This is a genomic window from Nocardioides speluncae (genome assembly GCF_003121585.1).
In the GTDB taxonomy this organism is placed as follows: domain Bacteria; phylum Actinomycetota; class Actinomycetes; order Propionibacteriales; family Nocardioidaceae; genus Nocardioides; species Nocardioides speluncae.
Genome location: NZ_QEOO01000016.1, coordinates 135,794 through 155,938 on the forward strand (window position 1 = coordinate 135,794; position 20,145 = coordinate 155,938).

A 20,145-nucleotide genomic window follows, 5' to 3' on the forward strand; every position below is an offset into this window, starting at 1 on the left:
GAAGCCTGACGGCTCCGGCGGCCCGGAAGAGACAGGCCGCCGGAGCGGGTCAGAACAGCAGGGCGGTTGCGGGGTCCTCGAGCAGCGACGTGACGTCGGAGAGGAAGCGTGAGCCCTTCTCGCCGTCGATGTGCCGGTGGTCGAAGGAGAGCGCCATCGTGGTGATGTGGCGCACCGCGATCTCGTCGGCGCCGTCGGCGCCGGTCACCACCCAGGGCTGCTTGCGGATCGTGCCGAAGCAGAGGATCGCCGACTCGCCCGGGTTGATGATCGGGGTCCCGACGTCCATGCCAAGGACGCCGACGTTGGTGATCGTGAACGTGCCGCCGCTCATGTCGGCCGGCGGGGTCTTGCCCTCGCGCGCGGTCGTGGTGAGGTCACCGAACGCCTGAGCCAGCTCGAGCAGCGACAGGTCCTGGGCGTCCTTGACGTTGGGCACGACCAGGCCGCGCGGCGTCGCCGCGGCGATGCCGAGGTTGACGTAGCGCTTGAACACGATCTCCTGTGCCGCCTCGTCCCAGAACGAGTTGACCTCGGGAGTACGGCGCGCCGCCAGCATCACGGCCCGGGCCACGATCAGCAGCGGCGACACCTTGACGTCGCGGAACTCCTTGCGCTGCTTGAGCCGGTCCACGAACTCGATGGTGCGGGTGGCGTCGAACGTCTTCCAGATCGTGACGTGCGGCGCCGTGAACGCCGAGTCGACCATCGCCTGCGCCATCATCTTGCGGACGCCCTTGATCGGCTCGCGCCACTCGCGCTCCGTCTGTCCCGCCGTACCCGTGGGGGCGTCATACGAAGCGACAGCAGTAGCTGCCGGAGCGTATGACGTTCCACCCGAGGCCGCCGACTCGACGTCGGCGCGGGAGACGGTGCCGTTGGGGCCGGTGGGGGCGATGGTGGCGATGTCGATGCCGAGGTCCTTGGCCAGCTTGCGGACCGGCGGCTTCGCGAGTGCCCGGACGGCGCCGGGGGTGGCCGCGGCAGCGGGCACGAACTCGGGCGCGGCCGGCGTCGCGGCGGCGACCGCGGGCACAGCCGGTTCGTCGGCTTCCACGACCGCCTGCGACTGGGCACCGCCCGGAGCGAACGCGCCCTGGACCTGCATCTGCGTGGCCGCTGCCGACTCAGTGGCCGGCGACGCGGAGCCTCGCCGGGGACGGCGCTGCGGGCCACGCTCAGCCTTCTGCCGGCCGACGAGCGACTCGCCCTCGCCGCCGCCGCTGGCCGCGGGATTGGACAGGTCGATCTCGCCGATGTCCACCTTCGGTGGCGCCTCGGCCGGCTTCTCCGCCGCGTCGCCGATCGCGATGATCGGGGTACCGACAGGGACCGTCTCGCCCTCCGGCACCATCAGCGCCTGGACCGTGCCGGCGAACGGCGACGGCAGCTCGACCAGCGACTTGGCGGTCTCGATCTCGACGATGATGTCGTTGATCGCGACCACGTCGCCGACCTTGACCTTCCAGGCCACGATCTCGGCCTCGGTCAGACCCTCGCCCACATCGGGCAGCAAGAACTCAGCCACGTCAGAACTCCAGAGTGCGGTCGACGGCGTCCAGGACCCGGTCCAGGTCGGGGAGGTACTCCTCCTCGATCCGCGACGCGGGGTACGGCGTGTCGAAGGCGCCGACCCGCAGCACCGGGGCCTCCAGCGAGTAGAAGCACTGCTCGGTGATCCGCGCGGACAGCTCCGCGCCCATGCCGAGGTTGACGTGCGCCTCGTGGGTGACGACCACCCGGCCGGTGCGGCGTACCGACTCGAAGACCGGAGCCATGTCCAGCGGCGACAGCGTGCGCAGGTCGATGACCTCCAGCGACTTGCCCTCGCCGGCAGCGGCCTCGGCGGCCTTGAGAGCGGTCTTCACGGTCGGGCCGTAGGCGAGCACGGTCACGTCGGTGCCGGTACGCACCACCCGCGACTGGAACAGCGGCTCCGGCGTCGCGGACTCGTCGAGCTCGGCCTTGTCGGCGTGGTACTGCCGCTTCGGCTCCAGGAAGATGACCGGGTCGTCGTGGGCGATCGCCTGCTGGATCATCCAGTAGCCGTCGACCGGGTTGGAGCAGGCGACCACCTTGAGGCCGGGAGTGTGCGCGAACTGCGCCTCCGGCGACTCGCTGTGGTGCTCGACCGCGCCGATACCGCCGCCGAACGGGATCCGGATCACCATCGGCATCTTGAGCTTGCCCTGGCTACGGAAGGTCAGCTTGGCGACCTGGCACACGATCTGGTCGTACGCCGGGTAGACGAAGCCGTCGAACTGGATCTCGACGACCGGGCGGTAGCCGCGCAGAGCCATGCCGACCGCCGTACCGACGATGCCGGACTCGGCCAGTGGCGAGTCGATGACCCGGTCCTCGCCGAAGTCCTTCTGCAGGCCGTCGGTGATCCGGAAGACGCCGCCGAGCTTGCCGACGTCCTCGCCCATGACCAGGACCTTCGGGTCGTTCTCCATCGCCTTGCGCAGGCCCATGTTGAGGCCCTTGGCGAGCGTGATCTTGCTGGTAGCCATCAGTGCGCTCCCTCAAAAGAAGCGAGGTACGCCGCGTAGCCGTCGCGCTGCTCCTCGAGCTCGGGCGTGATCTCGGTGAAGACGTGGTCGAAGATGCTGAGCGGCTTCGGGTCCGGCAGCGCCTTGCAGCCCTCGCGGAGGTGGACCCCGAGGTCGTCGGCCTCGGCCTGGACGCTTGCGAAGAAGTCGTCGTCGGCGAGCCCGTTGCGCTTGAGGTAGACCTCGACGCGGGCGATCGGGTCCTTCAGCTTCCAGTTCTCGACGTCGTCGCTGAGCCGGTACCGGGTCGGGTCGTCGGTCGTGGTGTGGGCGCCCATCCGGTAGGTGTACGCCTCCACGAACGTCGGGCCCTGGCCGTCGCGGGCCCGCTGCAGCGCGGCCTTGGTGACGGCGTACGTCGCGAGCACGTCGTTGCCGTCGACCCGCAGGCCGGGGAAGCCGAAGCCGAGCGCGCGCTGGTAGAGCGGGATCCGGGTCTGCCGCTCGATCGGCTCCGAGATCGCCCATTGGTTGTTCTGGCAGAAGAAGACCACCGGCGCGTTGTACGACGCGGCGAAGATGAACGACTCATTGACGTCGCCCTGGCTGCTGGCCCCGTCACCGAAGTGCGCGATCACCGCGGTGTCGCGGTCCGGGTCGCCGGTGCCGACCGCGCCGTCGCGCTGGACGCCCATCGCGTAGCCGGTGGCGTGCAGCGCCTGGGCGCCGATCACGATCGTGTAGAGGCCGAAGTTGTTGTCGGCGGGGTTCCACGAGCCCTGGTCGACCCCGCGGAACAGCCCGAGCAGGCTGAGCGGGTCGACACCGCGGCACCAGGCGACGCCGTGCTCGCGGTAGGTCGGGAAGACGAAGTCTTGGGGGCGGAGGGCCCGGCCGGCGCCGATCTGCGCGGCCTCCTGGCCGAGAAGCTGGGCCCAGATGCCGAGCTCGCCGTGCCGCTGCAGGGCGGTGGCCTCGGTGTCGATGCGACGGGTGAGGGCCATGTCGCGGTAGAAGCCGCGGATGACCTCGGCCTCGTCCTGTCCCTCGCCGGGATCGAACGAGAAGTCCGGGTGCCCGACCCGCTCACCTTCCGGGGTGAGCAGCTGGATCAGCTCCGGTCCCCCGTCTTGCTGGGATGGGCCGAAGACCTCGACGAGGTCCGGCCCGAAGTCTGCCGACTGCGACACAGTTGCGCTCCTTCGACTCGTCCTGCCACCTGCGGGGTTGCCGCGCGGGTCAGGGCTTGGAGGGGACGCCGGCGACAGGTAGATCGCCGCACGGTTCCCTCCCGTGGCGTTGGCTGCGACCGCGGGGCCCAGAGTCATGTGACTGGGGCCACAAGGACGCATGAATAACGTACCTGGCGACGATCCTGTTACACCAATCAAGCCCTGGGGACCTCGGGTGTCAGATGCGTACCGTAACGACCATGACCTACGTCGATCTCCTCGATGGTGCGACCGGGCAGGCATGGGCCGGCAGTCACCAGTTCCGGCTGATGCCCTCCGACCCCGCCTCCGAGTCCGCCGCGACGGCCCGCGTCACGGCGTACGCCGGCGGCAACCTGGCCGCGCTCGACTACACCTGGGCGCACCCGGACGACGGCCCGCAGAGCGGCGTGATCGTGGTCGGCTGCGCGGAGTCCGACGCGGAGGTCGCGGTGCTCTGGACCGACACCTGGCACCAGGAGACCGCCACCGCGTTCACCGGTGAGGTGGCCGGCGCGACGATGCGCTGCGGCTACGTCTACTCAGAGGTCTGGCGCTGGGAGATCGAGCTGACCGTCGCGTCCGACGCGCTCACGCTGGTGATGCACAACGTGGTCCCCGAGGGAATCGAAGGCGCGGCACCCGGGCCGTACGACGCGATGCTGATGCGGCTCGCTCGCTCCTAGCGACCGGCAAGCCGCGCGGCTGCCTCACCGACCGGAGTCGTGCCCGAGGTGAGCTCGACGATGACCCGGCTGAGGGCCGGCTCGTGCAGGACGGCGTCGATGAACGCCGCGACGTCCTCGCGCGGCACGGACCCGTAGCCGATCGCCAGGTCCGCGCTCACCAGGCCGGTGCCCGGCTCGTCGAGCAGCGTGCCCGGCCGGACGATGACCCAGTCGAGGTCGGTGCGGACCAGGTGCGCGTCCGCGTCCTTCTTGACCCGCATGTAGTGCTCGAAGCCCTCGCTGGTCTCCCGGTCCCGCCCGGCGTCCGGGAACACCGAGACCAGCACGAACCGCCGTACGCCGGCCTCGGCCGCCGCCGCGGCCGCCTTGACCAGGCCATCGCCGTCGATCGCCGTCGTGAGCTCCATGCCGGTCCCGTGTGCACCGGCCGTGAAGACCACCGCGTCGTACCCGGCGAGCTTGGCGGCCAGCTCCGCGACCGAGTCGTGGATCAGGTCGCCGGTGACCGGCGTCGCGCCGGACTCCCGGATCACTTCCGCCTGGGCAGGTGCCCGGTGCATCCCGGTCGCCTCGTCGCCTCGCGCTGTGAGCAGCCGAGCGAGCGGGCGCCCGACGCCTCCTGCCGCCCCGATCTGGAAGACCTTCATGATCGCCAGGCTAACCAGCAGGATTCAGCCGGTCCGGCCCACGAAGACATCCCAGGCCGTATTGGTGTCTCCGGGAACCAGGTTGGTGGCCAGGCTGCCGAAGGCGACGTGCCGGCCGTCCGAGGAGAGGCAGTGGGTGCCCGAGGCGCCGTTGCCCTGCGCGCCCTTGTCCCCGACCGAGACCCGGATTGTGGTGCCACGGCGCAGGTCGCGGACGAAGATGTCGGAGCGGCCATTGGTGTCGCCGGGGACCAGATTGCCGGCCGTGCTGCTGAAGGCGACGTACCGGGCGTCGGCGCTGAGGGTGCCGACGATCGAGGTCAGCGATGCCGCCTCGGACTCGGCCTCGTCATCGGCGACCGAGGCCCGGGTCGTGGTCGCGGCGACCCGGTCGTACACGAACACGTCGCCGAGACCGTTGTGATCGCCCGCCACCAGGTTGGTGGCGCGGCTGCTGAAGGCGACGTACCGGCCGCTGACGCTGATCGACGGTCGCTCCGACAGGGCGTCGGCGTCGGTGCCGTCGCGGGCGACCGAGAGCCGGGTCAGGCTGCCGGCGGCGCGGTCCAGAAGAAACACGTTGCGGGTGCCGTTGCCGATGCCCGGTGTCAGGTTGCTCGCCAGGCTGGTGAACGCGACGTACTGACCGCCCCGGCTGACCACCGGCGTGAACGAGTGGCCGTCGGCCTCGGCGCCCTTGTAGCTGAGCGAGACCCGCACGGTGCGGCCGGTCCGCCGGTTGTGCAGGAAGGCGTCCTCGAGGCCGTTGCCATCGTCGGCGACCAGGTTCCTGGCATCGCTGGTGAAGGCGACGTACCGGCCGTCCGGGCTGATCGAGGGCCGGCCGGCGGAGTGGCCGTCGCCCTCGCGGCCATCGCTGTCGACCGAGACTCGCTGGGTGCGGCCGCTGCGGCGGTCGTGAACATAGCTCTCCCAGCACGGTCCGTGGCAGCGGTCGGTGTATCCCTTGACCAGGTTGCCGGCCAGGCTGCGGAAGGCGACGTACCGGCCGTCGGCGCTGATCGACGGCTGCAGCGAGTCGCGGTTCCCCTCGCTGCCGTCGCTGGCCACGGAGACGCGGGTGGTGCTGCCGGTGCGCCGGTCGCGGACGAAGACGTCGTACGCCGCGTTGGTGTCGCCGGCGACCAGGGACTTCGCCTGGCTGTGGAACGCGACGTACCGGCCGGTGCGGCTGATCGCCGGCTCAGAGGTAATGCCGTTGTTCGCCTGAGCACCGCTGGTCGCGACCGAGACCCTCTCGGTGAACGGCGGCTTGACCGACAGTGCGCCGACAGGGCCGACGGCCGTGAGGACGGCGCCGGCCAGCGTCGCGATTATCCCGATTTGTCGGATCATGCAGCCATCCTGCACTGCTCGCGCCGAAAGTGGACCGACCATGATGGGTGTCGTGAGCGAGGGACGACCGATTGTGGACCTGACCGACGACGAGGCCCGGCGGGCGCTGGTGCTGAAGTGGGGCACGGTCGACCCGGACGTGCTGCCGGCCTGGGTGGCCGAGATGGACTACGCGCTCGACCCCGTGGTCGCGGCCGCGGTGACCGACCTGGTCACCGCGGGCGGGGCGGGCTATCCGACCGACGACGGCAGCGTCGGGGCCGCGTACACCGGGTTCGCCGCTCGCCACCTCGGCTGGCAGCTGCCCGCGGACTCCAGCGTGGTCGTCGGCGACGTGATCGGCGGCATCAGGCTGGCCCTGGACGTGTGGGCGGAGCCGGGCCCGGTGGTCGTGCACGCGCCGGCGTACCCGCCGTTCTTTGACGTCATCCCCCTCACCGGCCGCGAGCGGGTCGACCTGCCGCTGGACCCGGACGCGGACGCCGCGGCGATGGACCTCGACGAGCTGGACCAGGCGTTCGCGGCCGGCGCCCGGGTGCTGCTGCTCTGCAACCCGCACAACCCGTGGGGGCGGGTGTTCACCCGGGCCGAGCTGGAGGGCGTGCGCGACGTGGTGACCGCCCACGGCGGGCAGGTGATCGCGGACGAGATCCACGGGCCACTGACGCTGCCGGGCGCGACGTTCACGGCGTACCAGTCGCTGGCCGGTACGGCGGAGCACGCGGTCACCGTCACCTCGCCGTCGAAGGCGTTCAATGTCGCCGGCCTGCACTGCGCGCACCTGGTGTCCACGTCCGAGAGGACCCTGGCGCGGCTGCGCGAGGTGCCGCTGGTCCGCAACCACGCCTACTCACCGCTGGGCATCGCCGCCGCGGTGACGGCGTACACCCACGGCGACCCGTGGCTCGCCTCGCTCGTCGAGCGCCTCGACCAGCAGCGCAGCCTGCTCAGGGAGCTGCTGGACGAGCGGCTGCCGAAGGCGCGGATGCGGCCCCTGGAGGCGACCTTCCTGGCCTGGGTGGACCTGCGCGGCTACGGGTACGACGACCCGGCGGCGGTCGCGCTGGAGCGGGGCCGGGTGATGCTCGGCAGCGGCCACGACTACCACCCCGGCCTGGCCGGCCACGCCCGGATCAACATCGCCACCTCACCCGACCGGCTCATCGCGATCGTCACCCGGCTCGCTGCCGCGCTCACCGGGCGCTGACCGGCTCAGTCGCAGCCGGTCTCGCCGAGGTCCTCGTGGGCGCGGTGGGTGGCCGGCTCGACCTGGAAGGTGGTGTGCCGGACCGCGAAGTGGTCGGCGACGCAGGCTTCGAGCTCGTCGATGACCGCGCCGACGCCGCGCTCGGCCAGCGCCTCGTCCGTGACAGTGACGTGGGCCGAGAGGCTGGGCATGCCGGAGGTGATGGTCCAGGCGTGCAGGTCATGGACCTCGGTGACACCGGCGACGCCGACCAGGTGGGTGCGGACGTCGTCCAGGTCCAGGCCCTCCGGCGTCGCCTCGAGCAGCACCCGTACCGAGTCGCGCAGCAGAACCAGCGCCCGCGGCACGATCAGCGCGGCGATCAGCAGCGAGGCGATGGCGTCGGCGCGATGGAAATCCCAGGCCAGGATCACCAGGCCGGCCGCGATCGCCAGCGCCGAGCCGAACAGGTCGCCGAGCACCTCTAGCATCGCCCCGCGCATGTTCAGCGACTTGCCGTCGCCGCGGGACAGGATCACCGCCGAGACCGCGTTGGCGGCCAGACCGACGACGGCGAACGCGATCATCGGGCCGGCGTCGACGTGGGTCGGGTCGCCGAGGCGCTGCAGGCCGGCGTACGCGAGGTAGGCGCAGACCCCGAGCAGCACCATCGCGTTGAGCAGTGCGGCCAGGATCTCGGCGCGGTGGAAGCCGAACGTCGAGCGCGGGCCGGGCTTGAGGGTCGCGACGTACGACGCGGCGAGGGCGAGCACCACGCCACCGGCGTCGGTCGCCATGTGGCCGGCATCGGCGAGCAGCGCCAGCGACCCAGTCAGCCAGGCGCCGATCAGCTCCAGCACCATCACCGACGCGGTGACGACCAGAACCAGCTTCAGCCGGGTCCGGTCGGCCGCGCGCCCGGAGGCATGGTCGTGACCGTGCCCGTGACTGTGCCCAGCGCCCATAAGGGCACCCTAACTAATCCGACGCCGAGGTAATTGCAAACATCTCTTTGCAAAGAAGTCTTTGCGGTCTAGCCTGGCGGGTATGGAACTGACCTCGATCACCCCGGAACCGGAAGCTCTGCGCGCCCTCGCCCACCCGGTCCGGCTGCGGATACTCGGCATCCTGCGCCACGAAGGGCCGGCGACCGCCTCGGGCCTGGCCACCCGGCTCGGCCTCAACAGTGGCGCCACCAGCTACCACCTGCGCCAGCTCGCGCAGCACGGCTTCATCGTGGACGACGCCGAGCGCGGGACCGGGCGGGACCGCTGGTGGCAGGCCGCGCACCAGGCGACCGTCACCGACCCGGCCGACCTCGACATGCCGGAGGACCGAGATTCGTTCGACGCGTTCATGCAGGCGGTGGCGGTAGTCAACACCGAGCGGCTGCAGCGGGCTGTCGAGGAGCGGGCACTGCTCCCGCGGGCATGGCAGGACGCCAGCACCCTCAGCGACCTCAGCCTGCACCTGACTCCCGCCCGCGCCCGCGCCCTCGTCGATGCCGTCATCGACCTCATCCGCGAGTGGGACGAGGAGCCCGAGGACGGGGACGACGTCGCCGACTTCGTGATCACGCTGCAGGCGTACGTCCGGCCCGGGACGCTGGCCATCGCTCCGGACGAGGGCACGCCGTGACCCGCCGTACTCCCCTGTTCGGCTGGCTGGTCGCCGACGTCGCGTCCCTCACCGGCACCCGGGTGTCGATGATCGCTATCCCGTGGTTCGTGCTGACCACGACCGGCAGCGCCACCCAGACCGGCCTGGTCGCGGCCGCGGAGATGGCACCGCTGGTGCTGATGAAGGCGCTGGGCGGACCGATCATCGACCGGCTCGGCGCCCGCCGGGTGACGCTGACCTGTGACGCGCTGAGCACGATCGTGGTCGGCCTGATCCCGCTGCTGCACCTGGCCGGCCTGCTCGGCTTCCCGGTGCTGCTCATGCTGGTCGCGCTGGCCGGGGCGCTGCGCGGGCCTGGGGACGCCAGCAAGTATGCGCTGGTCCCGCAGATCGCCGAGATGGCCGGCGTACCGCTGGAGCGGGTGACCGGGCTGCAGGGCGCGATCGAGCGCACCGCCGCGTTCGCGGGCGCCGCGTTCGCCGGCGTCCTGGTGGCGCTGGTCGGCCCGGCGAACGCGCTGCTGGTCGATGCCGCGTCCTTCGCGGTCTCAGGGGTCGCGCTGGCGGCGACGACCCGTGGTCTGGGTCGTCCCGAGCGGACTGTGCAGAGCGACTCCTCCTACGTCACCGACCTGCGCGAGGGCTGGCGGTTCCTGCGCAGCGACCCGGTGCTGGTCGGCATCTGCCTGATGGTCTCCGTCACCAACCTGCTCGACCAGGCGTACACCGTCGTGCTGGTACCGGTCTGGGCACACGACTCCGGCCGCGGCGCCGCCGCGGTCGGCGTGCTCTTCGCGGTCTTCAGCGCGGCGTCGATCGGCGGCAGCGTGCTGGCGGCGGCGTTCGCCGAACGGCTGCCGCGCTTCCGGGTCTACGTGGTCGCGTTCCTGCTGTGTGGCGCTCCCCGGTTCGTGGCGCTCGCGCTCGACTCGCCGATGTGGCTGATCCTCGGTACGGCGGTCGTCGGCGGCTTCGCGTCCGGCTTCCTCAACCCGGTGCTGGGCGCGGTCATCTACGAGCGGATCACGCCGCACCTGACCGGCCGGGTCACCTCTCTCAACACCGCGCTGTGCTGGTCACTGATGCCCCTCGGCGGGCTGCTGGGCGGCGCGCTGATCGCCGGAGTCGGCCTCAGCCCGGCCCTGCTCCTCGTCGGCGCCGCCTACTTCGTGGCCACCATGGCGCCGACCGCCGGCCCCCGCTTCCGCGCCATGGACCGCCCACCCCCGACCCGGCCCGTGTTGACGCCTGAGCACGCTGACCCGGCCCTTGTTGACGCGTGAGGACGCCGACCCGGCCCTTGTTGACACGCACGGTGTGAAGACGAGCCGGGTCAGCGTCGCCTGACGTCAATACGGGCCGGGTCAGCGGCGTCTGACGTGAAGACGGGCCGGGTCAGCGCGGGAAGGCCCGAGCAACCTCGACCAGCCGGTCGTTGGCCTCGGTCTCGCCGATGGAGGCCCGGACGCCGTCGCCGGCGAACGGGCGGACCACGATCCCGGCCTCGTCGCAGGCGGCGGCGAACTCCAGCGCGCGGTCGCCGAGCGGGAACCAGACGAAGTTGCCCTGGGCCTCGGGGATGTCCCAGCCGGCCTCGCGGAGGCCGGCCACCACCCGGGCCCGCTCGGCCACCAGCGCCTCGACCCGCTTCAGCAGGTCCGGCTCGGCGTCCAGCGAGGCGACCGCGGCCGCCTGCGCGACCGACGAGACGCCGAACGGCAGCGTGATCGCCCGCAGGGCAGCCGCGACAGGCTCGTGCGCGACGGCGTACCCGACCCGGAACCCGGCCAGCCCGTAGGCCTTGGAGAACGTGCGGGTGAGAACGACGTTGGGGTGGGCGCGGTACGTCGCGAGCCCGTCGATCGCGTCATCCATTCGCACGAACTCGAGGTACGCCTCGTCGACCACGACCAGCACCCGCGACGGCACCTTGGCCAGGAAGGCGTTCAGCTCGGCCTGGGTGACCGCCGGCCCGGTCGGGTTGTTGGGGGTGCAGACGATGACGACCTTGGTGCGGTCGGTGATCGCAGCGGCCATCGCGTCCAGGTCGTGCCGGGCGCCGGCGGCCAGCGGCACCTGCACCGACGTCGCACCCGACGCGGTGATCGCGATCGGGTAGGCCTCGAAGGACCGCCAGGCGTAGACGACCTCGTCGCCCGGGTCGCAGAACGCGGCGACCAGCTGGTAGATCAGCGCGACCGAGCCGGTTGCGGCCGCTAGGTGCTCGGTGGGTACGCCGAGACGGCGGCCGAGGGCGGCGTACAGCGCGGTGCCGCCCATGTCGGGGTAGCGGTTCATCTGCGCCACTGCCGCCCGCGCCGCCTCCACCACGCCCGGCAGCGGCGGGTACGGGTTCTCGTTGGACGACAGCTTGTACGTCGTCAGGTCGGGGCGCGCGGCGGGCGGCTTGCCGGGCACGTAGGCCGGGATCGCCAGCACATTCGGGCGCGGTTGCGGGGCGGCAGCTTCGGTCATGCCGCCAATGTAGTGCCGCGGTTTCCGACTGCGATTACGGCAGCCTTTTGAGCCTTCGCCGATCGCGACACCCTGCGCCTAATAGCCTGAACGAATCATTCACGGCACTTCTGGCATATCGGACACGACGGCCGGTTTGCGTTGATGGTCCAGACGCGTCGTCGCCAGGAGGCCACGATCACACGCTGATCGTCTGGGTGACGACCTAAGGGGCGAGACCCGCCGTGCCCTGACGCCCCTACCTGGGCACGGCGGGTCTCGTTCGAGCGCAGCTCGAAGCGGAGCCGACCCGGCCCTTGTTGACGTGAGCGATGCGAGGCACGAGCAACCGAGTTGTCGACAAGGGCCGGGTCGGCGACCCCGTCCACGCACGCTGGCGCAGAGCAGGGGCGCAACCACAGAGGGTTGCTTGCAGCTCAGGGCAGGACGACCTCGCCGGCGGGTACGGCGGGGAGGTCGCGGCCGACGGTGACGTCGACCGGGTTGGTGAGGCAGCGGATGGAGCCGCCGCCGAGGTGGAACTCGCCGATGTCGACGAGCACGATCTCGAAGCCCCAGGCCTCGAGCTGCTCACGGACCCGCGGCGGGCAGGCGGGCATCACCACGGTGCGGCCGACGACCACGGAGTTCGCGCAGAAGGTCAGCGCCTCCTCCTCGGTCAGCACCAGCGGCTCGGGAACCATCGCCAGCAGCGCGGCCGCCGATTCGTCGTCCAGCGCACTCGGGCAGACCAGGGCGCGGCGCTCGTCGAGTGGGCAGAAGGCCAGGTCCAGGTGGTACATCCCCGGGTGGGTGATCCGCAGGCCGCGGACCCGGATGCCGAGGTCGGTGGCCAGGTGCTTGAGCGCCAGCTCCTCGGTGCGCGGGCCGTAGCCGACCACCAGCGCGTCACCGAACGCGAATGCGTCGCCGGCCTCGAAGTGGGCGCCGACGCCGTCGCGGCCGACGTACGACGTGGCGAGGCCCTGCTCGCGGAACCACGGCTCGGCGGTCGCGGTCTCCATCCGGCGCTCGGCGTACCGCATGTGGCTCATCACGACCTGCGGGCCGCGGGCGCCGACCACGCCAAGGCCGAGGTTCATCGCGTAGACCATGTCGGGTGCGTCGGCACGCTGACCGAGCACGTCGACCCGGGCGCCGAGGCCCCGCAGCGTCTCCACCAGGTGCTCCCACTGGGCCATCGCGCGCTCGGGGTTCGGCTGCACGGCGGTGTCCATGTAGGGGTTGATGACGTAGTCGACCCGGAAGTGGTCCGGCCGGACCATCACATAGTGCTTGCCCCACTCGAGCTCGCGGCTCTCCGTGGTCTGCTCGGTCGTCGGCTCCGTCATTTCGCCTCCTTGGATCGTTGGACTCTCTGATTGCCGGATTGTCCGACAATCCGACAGCGCAAGTGTGACGCGCGGGCGACCACGAGGCAAGACGAGAGCCAAGGCCTGCGGAAGAATGCGCGGCATGACCGACCCGTTCGGCTCCCTCAGCCTCGAGCTCGCCTCCACCGTGGACCGGGTGGCCGACGAGCTGCGGCGGGCGGTGTTCGACGGCGAGCTGGAGAGCGGCACCCCGCTGCGCGAGGTGGCGCTCGCCGAGTCCCTCGGCGTCTCGCGCTCGACGCTGCGTGAGGCCCTCGGCGTCCTGGTCGCCGAAGGGATCGCGGTCCGCGAGCCCAACCGCGGCGTCTCGGTCGCCTCCCCCGACCCGGAATCGATCCGCGACGTGTGCCGCGCCCGGGCGGTGCTCGAGCTCGCCGGCGTACGCCGCTGGGCCGAGGCCGACGAGAGCCTGCGCGACGAGCTCCGCGATGCACTGGTGGCGTACACGACCGCGGTTCGCGAGGGCGCGTCGTACCACACTCTCAACGAGCGCCACCTGGCCTTTCACCTCGGCTTCGTACAGCTGCTCGACTCGCCGCGGCTGGTGGCGATGGCCGAGACGCTGTACGCCGAGCTCCGGCTCGCGCTGGCCCAGATCGACCGGATCCGGCGCAACGCACACGACCAGGCCGGCTCGCACACCCGGCTGGTGATGATGCTGGAGCGTGGCGACGTCGACGGCGCGGCCACCGACCTGGGGGCCCACCTGGCCGGCGCCGAGCGGGACATTCTGGAGGCGCTCGCGCTCCCCTGACCCCGGCGGGAGCGGCGTCATGGGCGCCCCGCCTGGCCGTCCCAGAAGCAAATAGCGGGTCTCGAGAAACTATCGGCGGGGGTGACTATTAAGCGCGCGTCCCTTTTGGGATAGTTCTATGGAACGCTCCAACGCGGGGCCAAGGCGTGGGACCACGAATTGGCAGCCGCGACTAAGGCACGCAGAATAGCGCTGTCAAGAGTTGATCTTGTCGTTGCAATGCATGAACGCTCAAGACGACATAACTCTCACGTAAGGACACACGATGATGAGCCTGGACATCTTGCACACGGTGGTGCTGGCTCTACCACCGGAGGACGGCGACGGTGGCGGCGTCCTCAACCTCGACGGTCTCACCAAGTTCCTCATCGGCATCGGGGGACTGCTCCTGACCCTGGTGGGGCTCTGGATCATCGGTCGCTCCAAGAAGGCAGACACCGCCGAGGTCGCCAACATCTCGCTCAACGCGGCGATCGGGATCCTCTTCCTCGGCCTGGGCGCCGGCACCTTCAGCCTGGTCGCCTTCGGCGAGAAGATCGGCAACCTGCTGTTCGGCTCGGGCAGCTGACAGGTCACTGACACCATGCCGCCGATCCGCACCGACGACGCGCCACGTCGCCTCCGGGCGATGTGGCTGGGTCCGCGTGGGGCTCGGTGGCCGGTCGACTGGACCTACCCGCAATGGGGCGTCTTCGTGATCCTGATGCTCACGGTCCCGCCCCTCATCTTCTTTCTCGTGGCCTGGTGGGACGTCGCCTTCGCGGCCGCGTTCGCATTCGGCGGCCCGGTCATCGCCTACCGGGTTACGACCTCGATGCCGAAGTGGGTCAACTACGACCGACCGCTGCGCTGGTGGTTCGGCGTACTCCGCGCGGAGTTCTCGCACAGCACCCGGCTCTCAAAGCTGGAGGAGCGGCGCCACCGGGTCAGCGGGCTGGAGCCGGTTGAGCTGACCAAGGGCGCGCAGCGCGCGCTGTACCCAGCGACCCGCTGGGTCAGATAGCCGGCGACTTCTCGGTACAAACAGGCGAAACGCGGAGGGAAAAGCACTCGTGGACAAGACCATCAAGGTGCGGCGCAAGGGCGGCGTCTCGAAGGACCTGCTGGCCAAGGAGGCCAAGCTCGACTTCGGTGACGAGGGCAAGGCCCCCCGGCAGCCCCTGGTCAACCGGCTGACCGGCAAGCTCGCCGGCCCGCGGGTCGCCCACATGAACCTCGCCACGACCGCCATCGTCGGCCACCTCGAGGTCGCCGGCAGCAGCCTGTGGGCCTGGTACGAGCTCACCCCGCTGCAGTGGTCGTTCCGCACCGCCGACAAGCGCGCGCAGGTGTGGGACAACGTCCGCCAGGGCCTCGCCCAGCTCTCGGGACACGCAATCAAGTGGCGGGTCAGCTCCAAGCCCTTTCCGACCTACGAGTTCGCCCGCAAGCTCGCGCACGCCACACCCAACCCGCTGCCGGCCAACGAGGCCGGCGACTTCGACCTGTTCCTCGAGCGGCAGCAGCAGCGGCTCAACACCGCGCCCGTCGACGAGAACGTCACGATGATCGGCGTCCGGGTCGGCCCGGCGCCCGCCCAGCGCACGCTGCGCCGCCTGTACGCCGCCGAGACCAGCAGCGAGCCGATCAGTGACGACGTGGTCAAGCTGCTCGAGCAGGTCAAGAAGGTCAACGAGCTGGTCGCCGCCACCGACCTCGGCGGCCGCCCGCTGACGCCCGAGCAGATGGCCTGGCTCCGGCACCGCTCGATCGCGATGGGCATGCCCGTCCAGCTCCCGGTCTCGCCGGTGCAGCCGATCTGGGAGACCGACGACCTCTATGCGTTCTCGGACCCGGTCGACTGGGTCTACAAGCCGATGGGCTCCACGGTGAAGATCCAGGCGAAGATCGCGGGCCGGGAGGTCACCCGGTACGTCGCGGTGGTCTCGGTCGGCCGGATGCCGGACCGGATGTTCCCGGAAGACGGCCGCGCGCCGTGGATGCTGGCGACCTCGCGGCTCGCCTACCCGGTGGAGTGGTCGGTGACCGGCGTACTCCTCGGCGCGGACACGCTGACCTCGGTCGCCGACTACGAGCGGCGCCGCGCCCAGGGCATCAAGAAGCACTACGAGGACCACGACGAGATGCCGCCGCCGGCCGTCGACCGGGCCATCTCCCAGGCCGTGCTGTCGTACGACGAGATCACCGAGGGCGACTCCCGCACGGCCGTCCGCTTCCAGGGCCCGATCCGGGCCGCGGTCTTCGCCGACACCGAGGAGCGCTGCCTGGAGCGGGTCCGCGACCTGATCGCGGTCTACGGCCGCGACCACCACATCGAGCTGGTCCACGGGTCCGGTCAGGCGCAGCTGCTGCGCGAGTTCATCCCGGGTGAGCCGTGGTCCACCACCGGCTTCCAGCGCCGGATGTCGGTCGGCTACCTCGCCGCGGCGATGCCACACGTCTCGTCCACCCTCGGTACGCCGACCGGCCCGTACACCGGGTACACCGTCGGCACCGCGCGGCGGGCGGTGCTCTTCGACGGGCACTTCTCGATGGAGGTGTTGAACGCACCCGGCGTGTTCCCGCTGGTGTCCGACCCGGGCGGCGGCAAGAGCCACGCGGTCGGCTCGATGGCCGCGACCGACGTCGAGCTCGGCGACTACGTGATCGTGCTCGACCCGTCCGGGCCCCTCGCCCGGCTCACCGAGCTGCCGCGGTTCAAGCCGCACTCGCGGCTGCTCAACCTCACCGAGTCGCACCCCGGCACGCTCGCGCCCTGGCAGCTGGTCCCCGAGCCGCGCCGCGACAAGGCCGACAACGACCGCGAGTACGACCAGATGGTCCGGCGCGCCTCGCAGGAGCGCAAGCAGCTGGCCTATGACTCGTTCCGGATGATGATGCCGGAGGCGATGCTCCGCGACCGGGCCGTGGACGACGTACTCCACAAGGCGATCCGGCACCTCGGCGGCGACGTCACCGTCAACGCCAGCGACATCTTCGACGTACTCCACGGCCTCGGCGAGGACGGCAAGCGGGTCGCCGAGCGGCTGCACGACGCGCGCCAGTTCCCGCTCGGCGAGCTGCTGTTCCCCGAGGACGGCCAGCTCGATCTCGGCATCCAGGCGCAGGACAAGCGGCTCGTGGTGATCACCATGCCCGGCATGGTCGTCCCCGACCCCGACCTCGGCCGCGAGCAGTGGTCGGTGGAGGAGCTCTACGCCCAGCCGCTGCTGCACCTCGCGGCGTTCTACACCTCCCGGTTCATCTACTCGCGGCCGGTCAACGACCGGGTCGACGCCTACTTCGACGAGAACCACTTCATGGGCCGCTGGGGCTCCGGCCGCGCGCTCGGCGTCCGGCTCGGCCGCGACAGCCGGAAGTTCAACGCCAAGGTCGTGCCAGCCTCCCAGAACCCCGACGACATCCTCGCCGTCGGCCCGATCGCGTCGCTGATCGGCGGCGCGTTCGTCGGCCGGATCGAGGACCTGCAGACGGCACAGAACGCGATGCGACTGGTCCGCGCGCCGGAGGAGTACGCGCCCGTCGTCCAGGGCCTCTCGCCGAAGCCGGCGCCCGGCGACCCGGTCGACATCGCCCGGACCGGTGAGTTCCTCTTCCTCGACCCGTACGGCCGGATCGACAAGATGCGCTTCGACGCCAGCTGGTACCCCGAACTGGAGGCCGCGCTCAACACCACGCCCGGGCACCGCCGGATCAAGGCCGGCAACGAGATGCCGTCGCCGTTCATCGACGAGGCCCGGGACCTGTTCCGGCTCGATGAGGGGTTAGCGGCATGAATACGACGCTCCGGCGGCTTCTCGGCGTACTGATGTTCGCCGGGTTGCTGCTGGTGCTTCCTGGCGCGGCGCCGGCCGGGGCCGCCTGCGAGGGCGACATCACGCCGGTCTCGCCCAACAGCGGCCCGCTCGGTCTGAGCACCTCACCGCCGAAGAACCCGCCGAAGGGCGACCCGCTCAAGGACAAGGACGTCTCCTGGCTGGACACCTACGGGCCCAGCACCAAGTGGAACACCTACGACCTCGGCTGCGGCCCGGACCTGCTCAACAACCCGACGTCCAAGCCGCTGACCGCGCAGGCCAACTACTTCACCGACTGGGCGCTGCTGCCGGTCATCGTGGGCGACGCGATGGAGGACTGGGTCTCCGACGACCCGTTCGACTTCCTGGACAGCACCGTCGCCGAGATCCAGGAGAAGATGCGGTTCCAGGTCGTCGGCCTGCTGCTGCCGCTCTCGATCGCCGGCCTCGGCATCTGGCTGATCTACCGCGCGCGGAAGGCGGAGTTCCACGAGACCGCGGACGCGGCCGTCGGTGCGCTGCTGATCGTCGGCGTCGCGATGTTCCTCCTGCAGTACCCGCAGCGCGCCAATGACACCTTCCAGGAGGTCGTCGACGGCGGCGTACAGATCGCGCAGGCGCCGTTCGGCGCCGAGACCGACTTCTCCGACGTGATGTTCCGCGAGGTCGTCTACACCCACTGGCTCGCCGGCGAGCTGGGCGACGCGGACAGCACGGTAGCCAAGAAGTACGGGCCCGATTTGTACCGGGCGCAGCACCTCACGTACGCCGAGGTCGCTGAGGCCGAGGCCAAGGAGAAAGCCAGGCTTGAGGCACTTGAGGACGACGAATGCGTCGGCTTCGAGTGCCAGGACCCAGGGGTTGAGGACGGTGCGCCCGACGAACAGACCTGCGCGTTTGGTGCCTGCCATACGGCCATGGATGACCTGGTCAAAGCTCATCAGAAGGACTTCAAGGACGTAGCCGGGAAGGTCGAGGACGAGGACGAGAGCGCGTACGCCGTCCTCACTGGCAAGGACGGCGCCGACTCGCGGCCGGGGGTCGCGAGCCTGATGGGCGTCTACCTCTGGGTGACCAGCTTCTTCTACATCCTGGCCCAGTTCATGCTCGGGCTCAGCCTGCTGCTGATCCGGGTCTTCATCATCTGCTTCCCGATCGTGGCGCTGCTGGCGGTGTTCCCGCAGTACCGCGAGAAGGCCCGGTCACTGATCGACCTGCTGGCCGCCGCGTTCATGGGGGGGCTCAAGTTCATCCTCGCGTCCGGCATCTACTCCACCGTCGCGACCGGCATCCTCGGCGCGCCCACCTCGCTGATGGTCAAGCTGATCCTGCTGCTGATCACCGGCGTCGCGGCGATCATGATCGTCAAGCCGGTCCGCACCCTGAAGACGATGGTGCCGGGCGCCGACCCGTACCACTCGTACGGCGCCCGCATGCTCAAGGGTGCGGTCGACTTCGCGTTCACCAAGCAGGCCGTCGAGCAGGGTACGGCGGCCGGCCAGCTGGCGGCGCCGGCCCCGTCGGCGAAGCACCGCGGCACCAGCTACCGCGCCGAGCAGGAGACTCTGCCACCGCTGCCCCCGGCGTACGCGCCGAGCGCTCCGCAGCGACCACCGACCCGGATCTTCGCCGAGCAGATCCATCCGGAGCAGCCACCGGTCCGCGAGATCGAGACCATGGCCGTCGCGGTGGGCGCACGTCGGCAGCCGGCCGCGCTCGCCGCGGGCGGCAGCAGCAACACGATCCTGGTCGAGGACCAGGTGGTGTCCCGGCCGCACACCACTATCGCCGTTCCGCGCTCGCTCGCCGACCACCAGATCTTCCGGACCAGCGGCGCATGGGACGAGAACCGAATCCCCGAGCCCGTGCCGGCCGCACCGATCGTCGACGATCGCGGCAACGAGTTCTATCCCATCTACCGGACCCGTGACGATCGCTCTCGGGTGGGCGTGTGAGGGGACGCCCAGACGCCCTCAGCGACGGCGGCCGCACCCGCACCCCGGGTGGCTCCCGGCGTACTCGGGTCCTGACCGCGGCCGTGGTCGGCCTGGCCCTGGTCGCGCTGGTCGTCTGGTACGCCGCGCGGGACCGGCCAGAGCACAACGAACAGGCACAGCCGCCCTCGTCGAGCGCGCCCAACAGCAGCGGCGAGCCGAGCCCGGGGCCTACGGACCCCTCGACCTCAGCCCATCCCACGACTCCCCCGGCGACCAAGACCCAGCAGATCGTGACCGGGTTCGTTCGCGGCTGGCTGCTCCGCGGCAGCGCCAGCGACCGCGCCGAGGCACTCCGTCCGTACGCCGTCACCGAGCTGGTCAGCGGCCTCGCGCGCACCGACGTACGCAACCTTCCGGAGGAGGGCACCAAGGCGGTCGGCGACCCCGAGCTCGAGCTCGGCGCGACCGCGGTCCGCGGCGACTACGTGGTCAAGCTCAGCAACGGCGAGTCGCTGCTGGTCACCGTCGCCCTGGTCGGCGATGACCGCTGGCGCGTGGTCAAGGTCGCCCCCGGCGACGACGAGCCATCGAGCATCGACGGGTAGAGG

18 protein-coding genes are annotated in these 20,145 nt (G+C 70.7%); 10 read left to right on the plus strand and 8 right to left on the minus strand.

Features of this window, described 5'->3' with window-relative positions; genetic code table 11:
• Positions 1–49: 49 nt before the first annotated feature.
• The 3 genes from DDV73_RS08075 to pdhA are packed head-to-tail and all read right to left on the minus strand — an operon-like array spanning position 50 to position 3,682.
• Positions 50–1,528 (minus strand): dihydrolipoamide acetyltransferase family protein, encoded by a 1,479-nt coding sequence (locus tag DDV73_RS08075; RefSeq protein WP_109506735.1) that lies wholly within the window; start codon positions 1,526–1,528, stop codon positions 50–52.
• A 1-nt stretch (position 1,529) separates the two neighbouring features.
• Complete coding sequence (locus tag DDV73_RS08080) at positions 1,530–2,513, minus strand: alpha-ketoacid dehydrogenase subunit beta (protein ID WP_109506736.1); 984 nt, start codon at positions 2,511–2,513, stop codon at positions 1,530–1,532.
• A complete protein-coding gene (gene pdhA / locus DDV73_RS08085) occupies positions 2,513–3,682 on the minus strand; it encodes a pyruvate dehydrogenase (acetyl-transferring) E1 component subunit alpha (protein ID WP_109506737.1) in 1,170 nt (389 codons plus the stop codon). Before pdhA ends, DDV73_RS08080 begins: the two co-directional genes overlap by 1 nt.
• A 242-nt stretch (positions 3,683–3,924) precedes the next feature.
• Between pdhA and DDV73_RS08090 the strand changes: the two genes are divergently transcribed.
• Positions 3,925–4,389 (plus strand): hypothetical protein, encoded by a 465-nt coding sequence (locus DDV73_RS08090; RefSeq protein WP_109506738.1) that lies wholly within the window; start codon positions 3,925–3,927, stop codon positions 4,387–4,389.
• Here DDV73_RS08090 and DDV73_RS08095 read toward each other — a convergent pair.
• Both DDV73_RS08095 and DDV73_RS08100 read right to left on the minus strand, forming a co-directional pair.
• The gene (locus tag DDV73_RS08095; protein WP_109506739.1) at positions 4,386–5,039 is read right to left on the minus strand and encodes an NAD(P)H-binding protein; all 654 of its coding nucleotides are present in this window, start codon (positions 5,037–5,039) and stop codon (positions 4,386–4,388) included. The two genes, DDV73_RS08090 and DDV73_RS08095, sit on opposite strands and share 4 nt — an antisense overlap.
• A gap of 24 nt (positions 5,040–5,063) precedes the next feature.
• On the minus strand, positions 5,064–6,395 hold the full coding sequence (locus DDV73_RS08100; RefSeq protein WP_161962321.1) for a TolB family protein: 1,332 nt from the start codon (positions 6,393–6,395) through the stop codon (positions 5,064–5,066).
• Between the two features lie 52 nt (positions 6,396–6,447).
• Here DDV73_RS08100 and DDV73_RS08105 point away from each other — a divergent pair, with 52 nt between their 5' ends.
• Positions 6,448–7,602: a MalY/PatB family protein gene (locus tag DDV73_RS08105; RefSeq protein ID WP_154402665.1), complete on the plus strand. Its 1,155-nt coding sequence runs from the start codon at positions 6,448–6,450 to the stop codon at positions 7,600–7,602.
• Between the two features lie 5 nt (positions 7,603–7,607).
• On the opposite strand, the gene DDV73_RS08110 is transcribed toward DDV73_RS08105, so the two are convergent.
• Positions 7,608–8,546 (minus strand): cation diffusion facilitator family transporter, encoded by a 939-nt coding sequence (locus tag DDV73_RS08110; protein ID WP_109506742.1) that lies wholly within the window; start codon positions 8,544–8,546, stop codon positions 7,608–7,610.
• 82 nt (positions 8,547–8,628) lie between these two features.
• Here DDV73_RS08110 and DDV73_RS08115 point away from each other — a divergent pair, with 82 nt between their 5' ends.
• Together DDV73_RS08115 and DDV73_RS08120 are read left to right on the plus strand one after the other, a co-directional pair.
• On the plus strand, positions 8,629–9,219 hold the full coding sequence (locus DDV73_RS08115) for an ArsR/SmtB family transcription factor (protein ID WP_109506743.1): 591 nt from the start codon (positions 8,629–8,631) through the stop codon (positions 9,217–9,219).
• Positions 9,216–10,484, plus strand: a complete 1,269-nt coding sequence (locus DDV73_RS08120; RefSeq protein WP_109506744.1) for an MFS transporter — start codon at positions 9,216–9,218, stop codon at positions 10,482–10,484. The genes DDV73_RS08115 and DDV73_RS08120 overlap by 4 nt, the downstream gene beginning before the upstream one ends.
• 112 nt (positions 10,485–10,596) lie before the next feature.
• On the opposite strand, the gene hisC is transcribed toward DDV73_RS08120, so the two are convergent.
• On the minus strand, positions 10,597–11,676 hold the full coding sequence (gene hisC, locus DDV73_RS08125) for a histidinol-phosphate transaminase (RefSeq protein WP_109506745.1): 1,080 nt from the start codon (positions 11,674–11,676) through the stop codon (positions 10,597–10,599).
• Positions 11,677–12,092: 416 nt separating this feature from the next.
• Positions 12,093–13,007: a dimethylarginine dimethylaminohydrolase family protein gene (locus tag DDV73_RS08130; RefSeq protein ID WP_109506746.1), complete on the minus strand. Its 915-nt coding sequence runs from the start codon at positions 13,005–13,007 to the stop codon at positions 12,093–12,095.
• Between the two features lie 124 nt (positions 13,008–13,131).
• On the opposite strand from DDV73_RS08130, the gene DDV73_RS08135 reads away from it, so the two are divergent.
• From DDV73_RS08135 to DDV73_RS08160, 6 genes are all read left to right on the plus strand, one after another.
• Positions 13,132–13,803 (plus strand): GntR family transcriptional regulator, encoded by a 672-nt coding sequence (locus DDV73_RS08135; protein ID WP_109507148.1) that lies wholly within the window; start codon positions 13,132–13,134, stop codon positions 13,801–13,803.
• 265 nt (positions 13,804–14,068) lie between these two features.
• Positions 14,069–14,371 (plus strand): hypothetical protein, encoded by a 303-nt coding sequence (locus DDV73_RS08140; RefSeq protein ID WP_109506747.1) that lies wholly within the window; start codon positions 14,069–14,071, stop codon positions 14,369–14,371.
• 15 nt (positions 14,372–14,386) lie between these two features.
• On the plus strand, positions 14,387–14,806 hold the full coding sequence (locus DDV73_RS08145; protein ID WP_109506748.1) for a hypothetical protein: 420 nt from the start codon (positions 14,387–14,389) through the stop codon (positions 14,804–14,806).
• A 49-nt stretch (positions 14,807–14,855) separates the two neighbouring features.
• Positions 14,856–17,579, plus strand: a complete 2,724-nt coding sequence (locus DDV73_RS08150) for an ATP-binding protein (RefSeq protein WP_109506749.1) — start codon at positions 14,856–14,858, stop codon at positions 17,577–17,579.
• Positions 17,576–19,555: a hypothetical protein gene (locus tag DDV73_RS08155; RefSeq protein ID WP_109506750.1), complete on the plus strand. Its 1,980-nt coding sequence runs from the start codon at positions 17,576–17,578 to the stop codon at positions 19,553–19,555. Before DDV73_RS08150 ends, DDV73_RS08155 begins: the two co-directional genes overlap by 4 nt.
• Positions 19,552–20,142 (plus strand): hypothetical protein, encoded by a 591-nt coding sequence (locus tag DDV73_RS08160; RefSeq protein ID WP_154402666.1) that lies wholly within the window; start codon positions 19,552–19,554, stop codon positions 20,140–20,142. The genes DDV73_RS08155 and DDV73_RS08160 overlap by 4 nt, the downstream gene beginning before the upstream one ends.
• Positions 20,143–20,145: the final 3 nt, after the last annotated feature.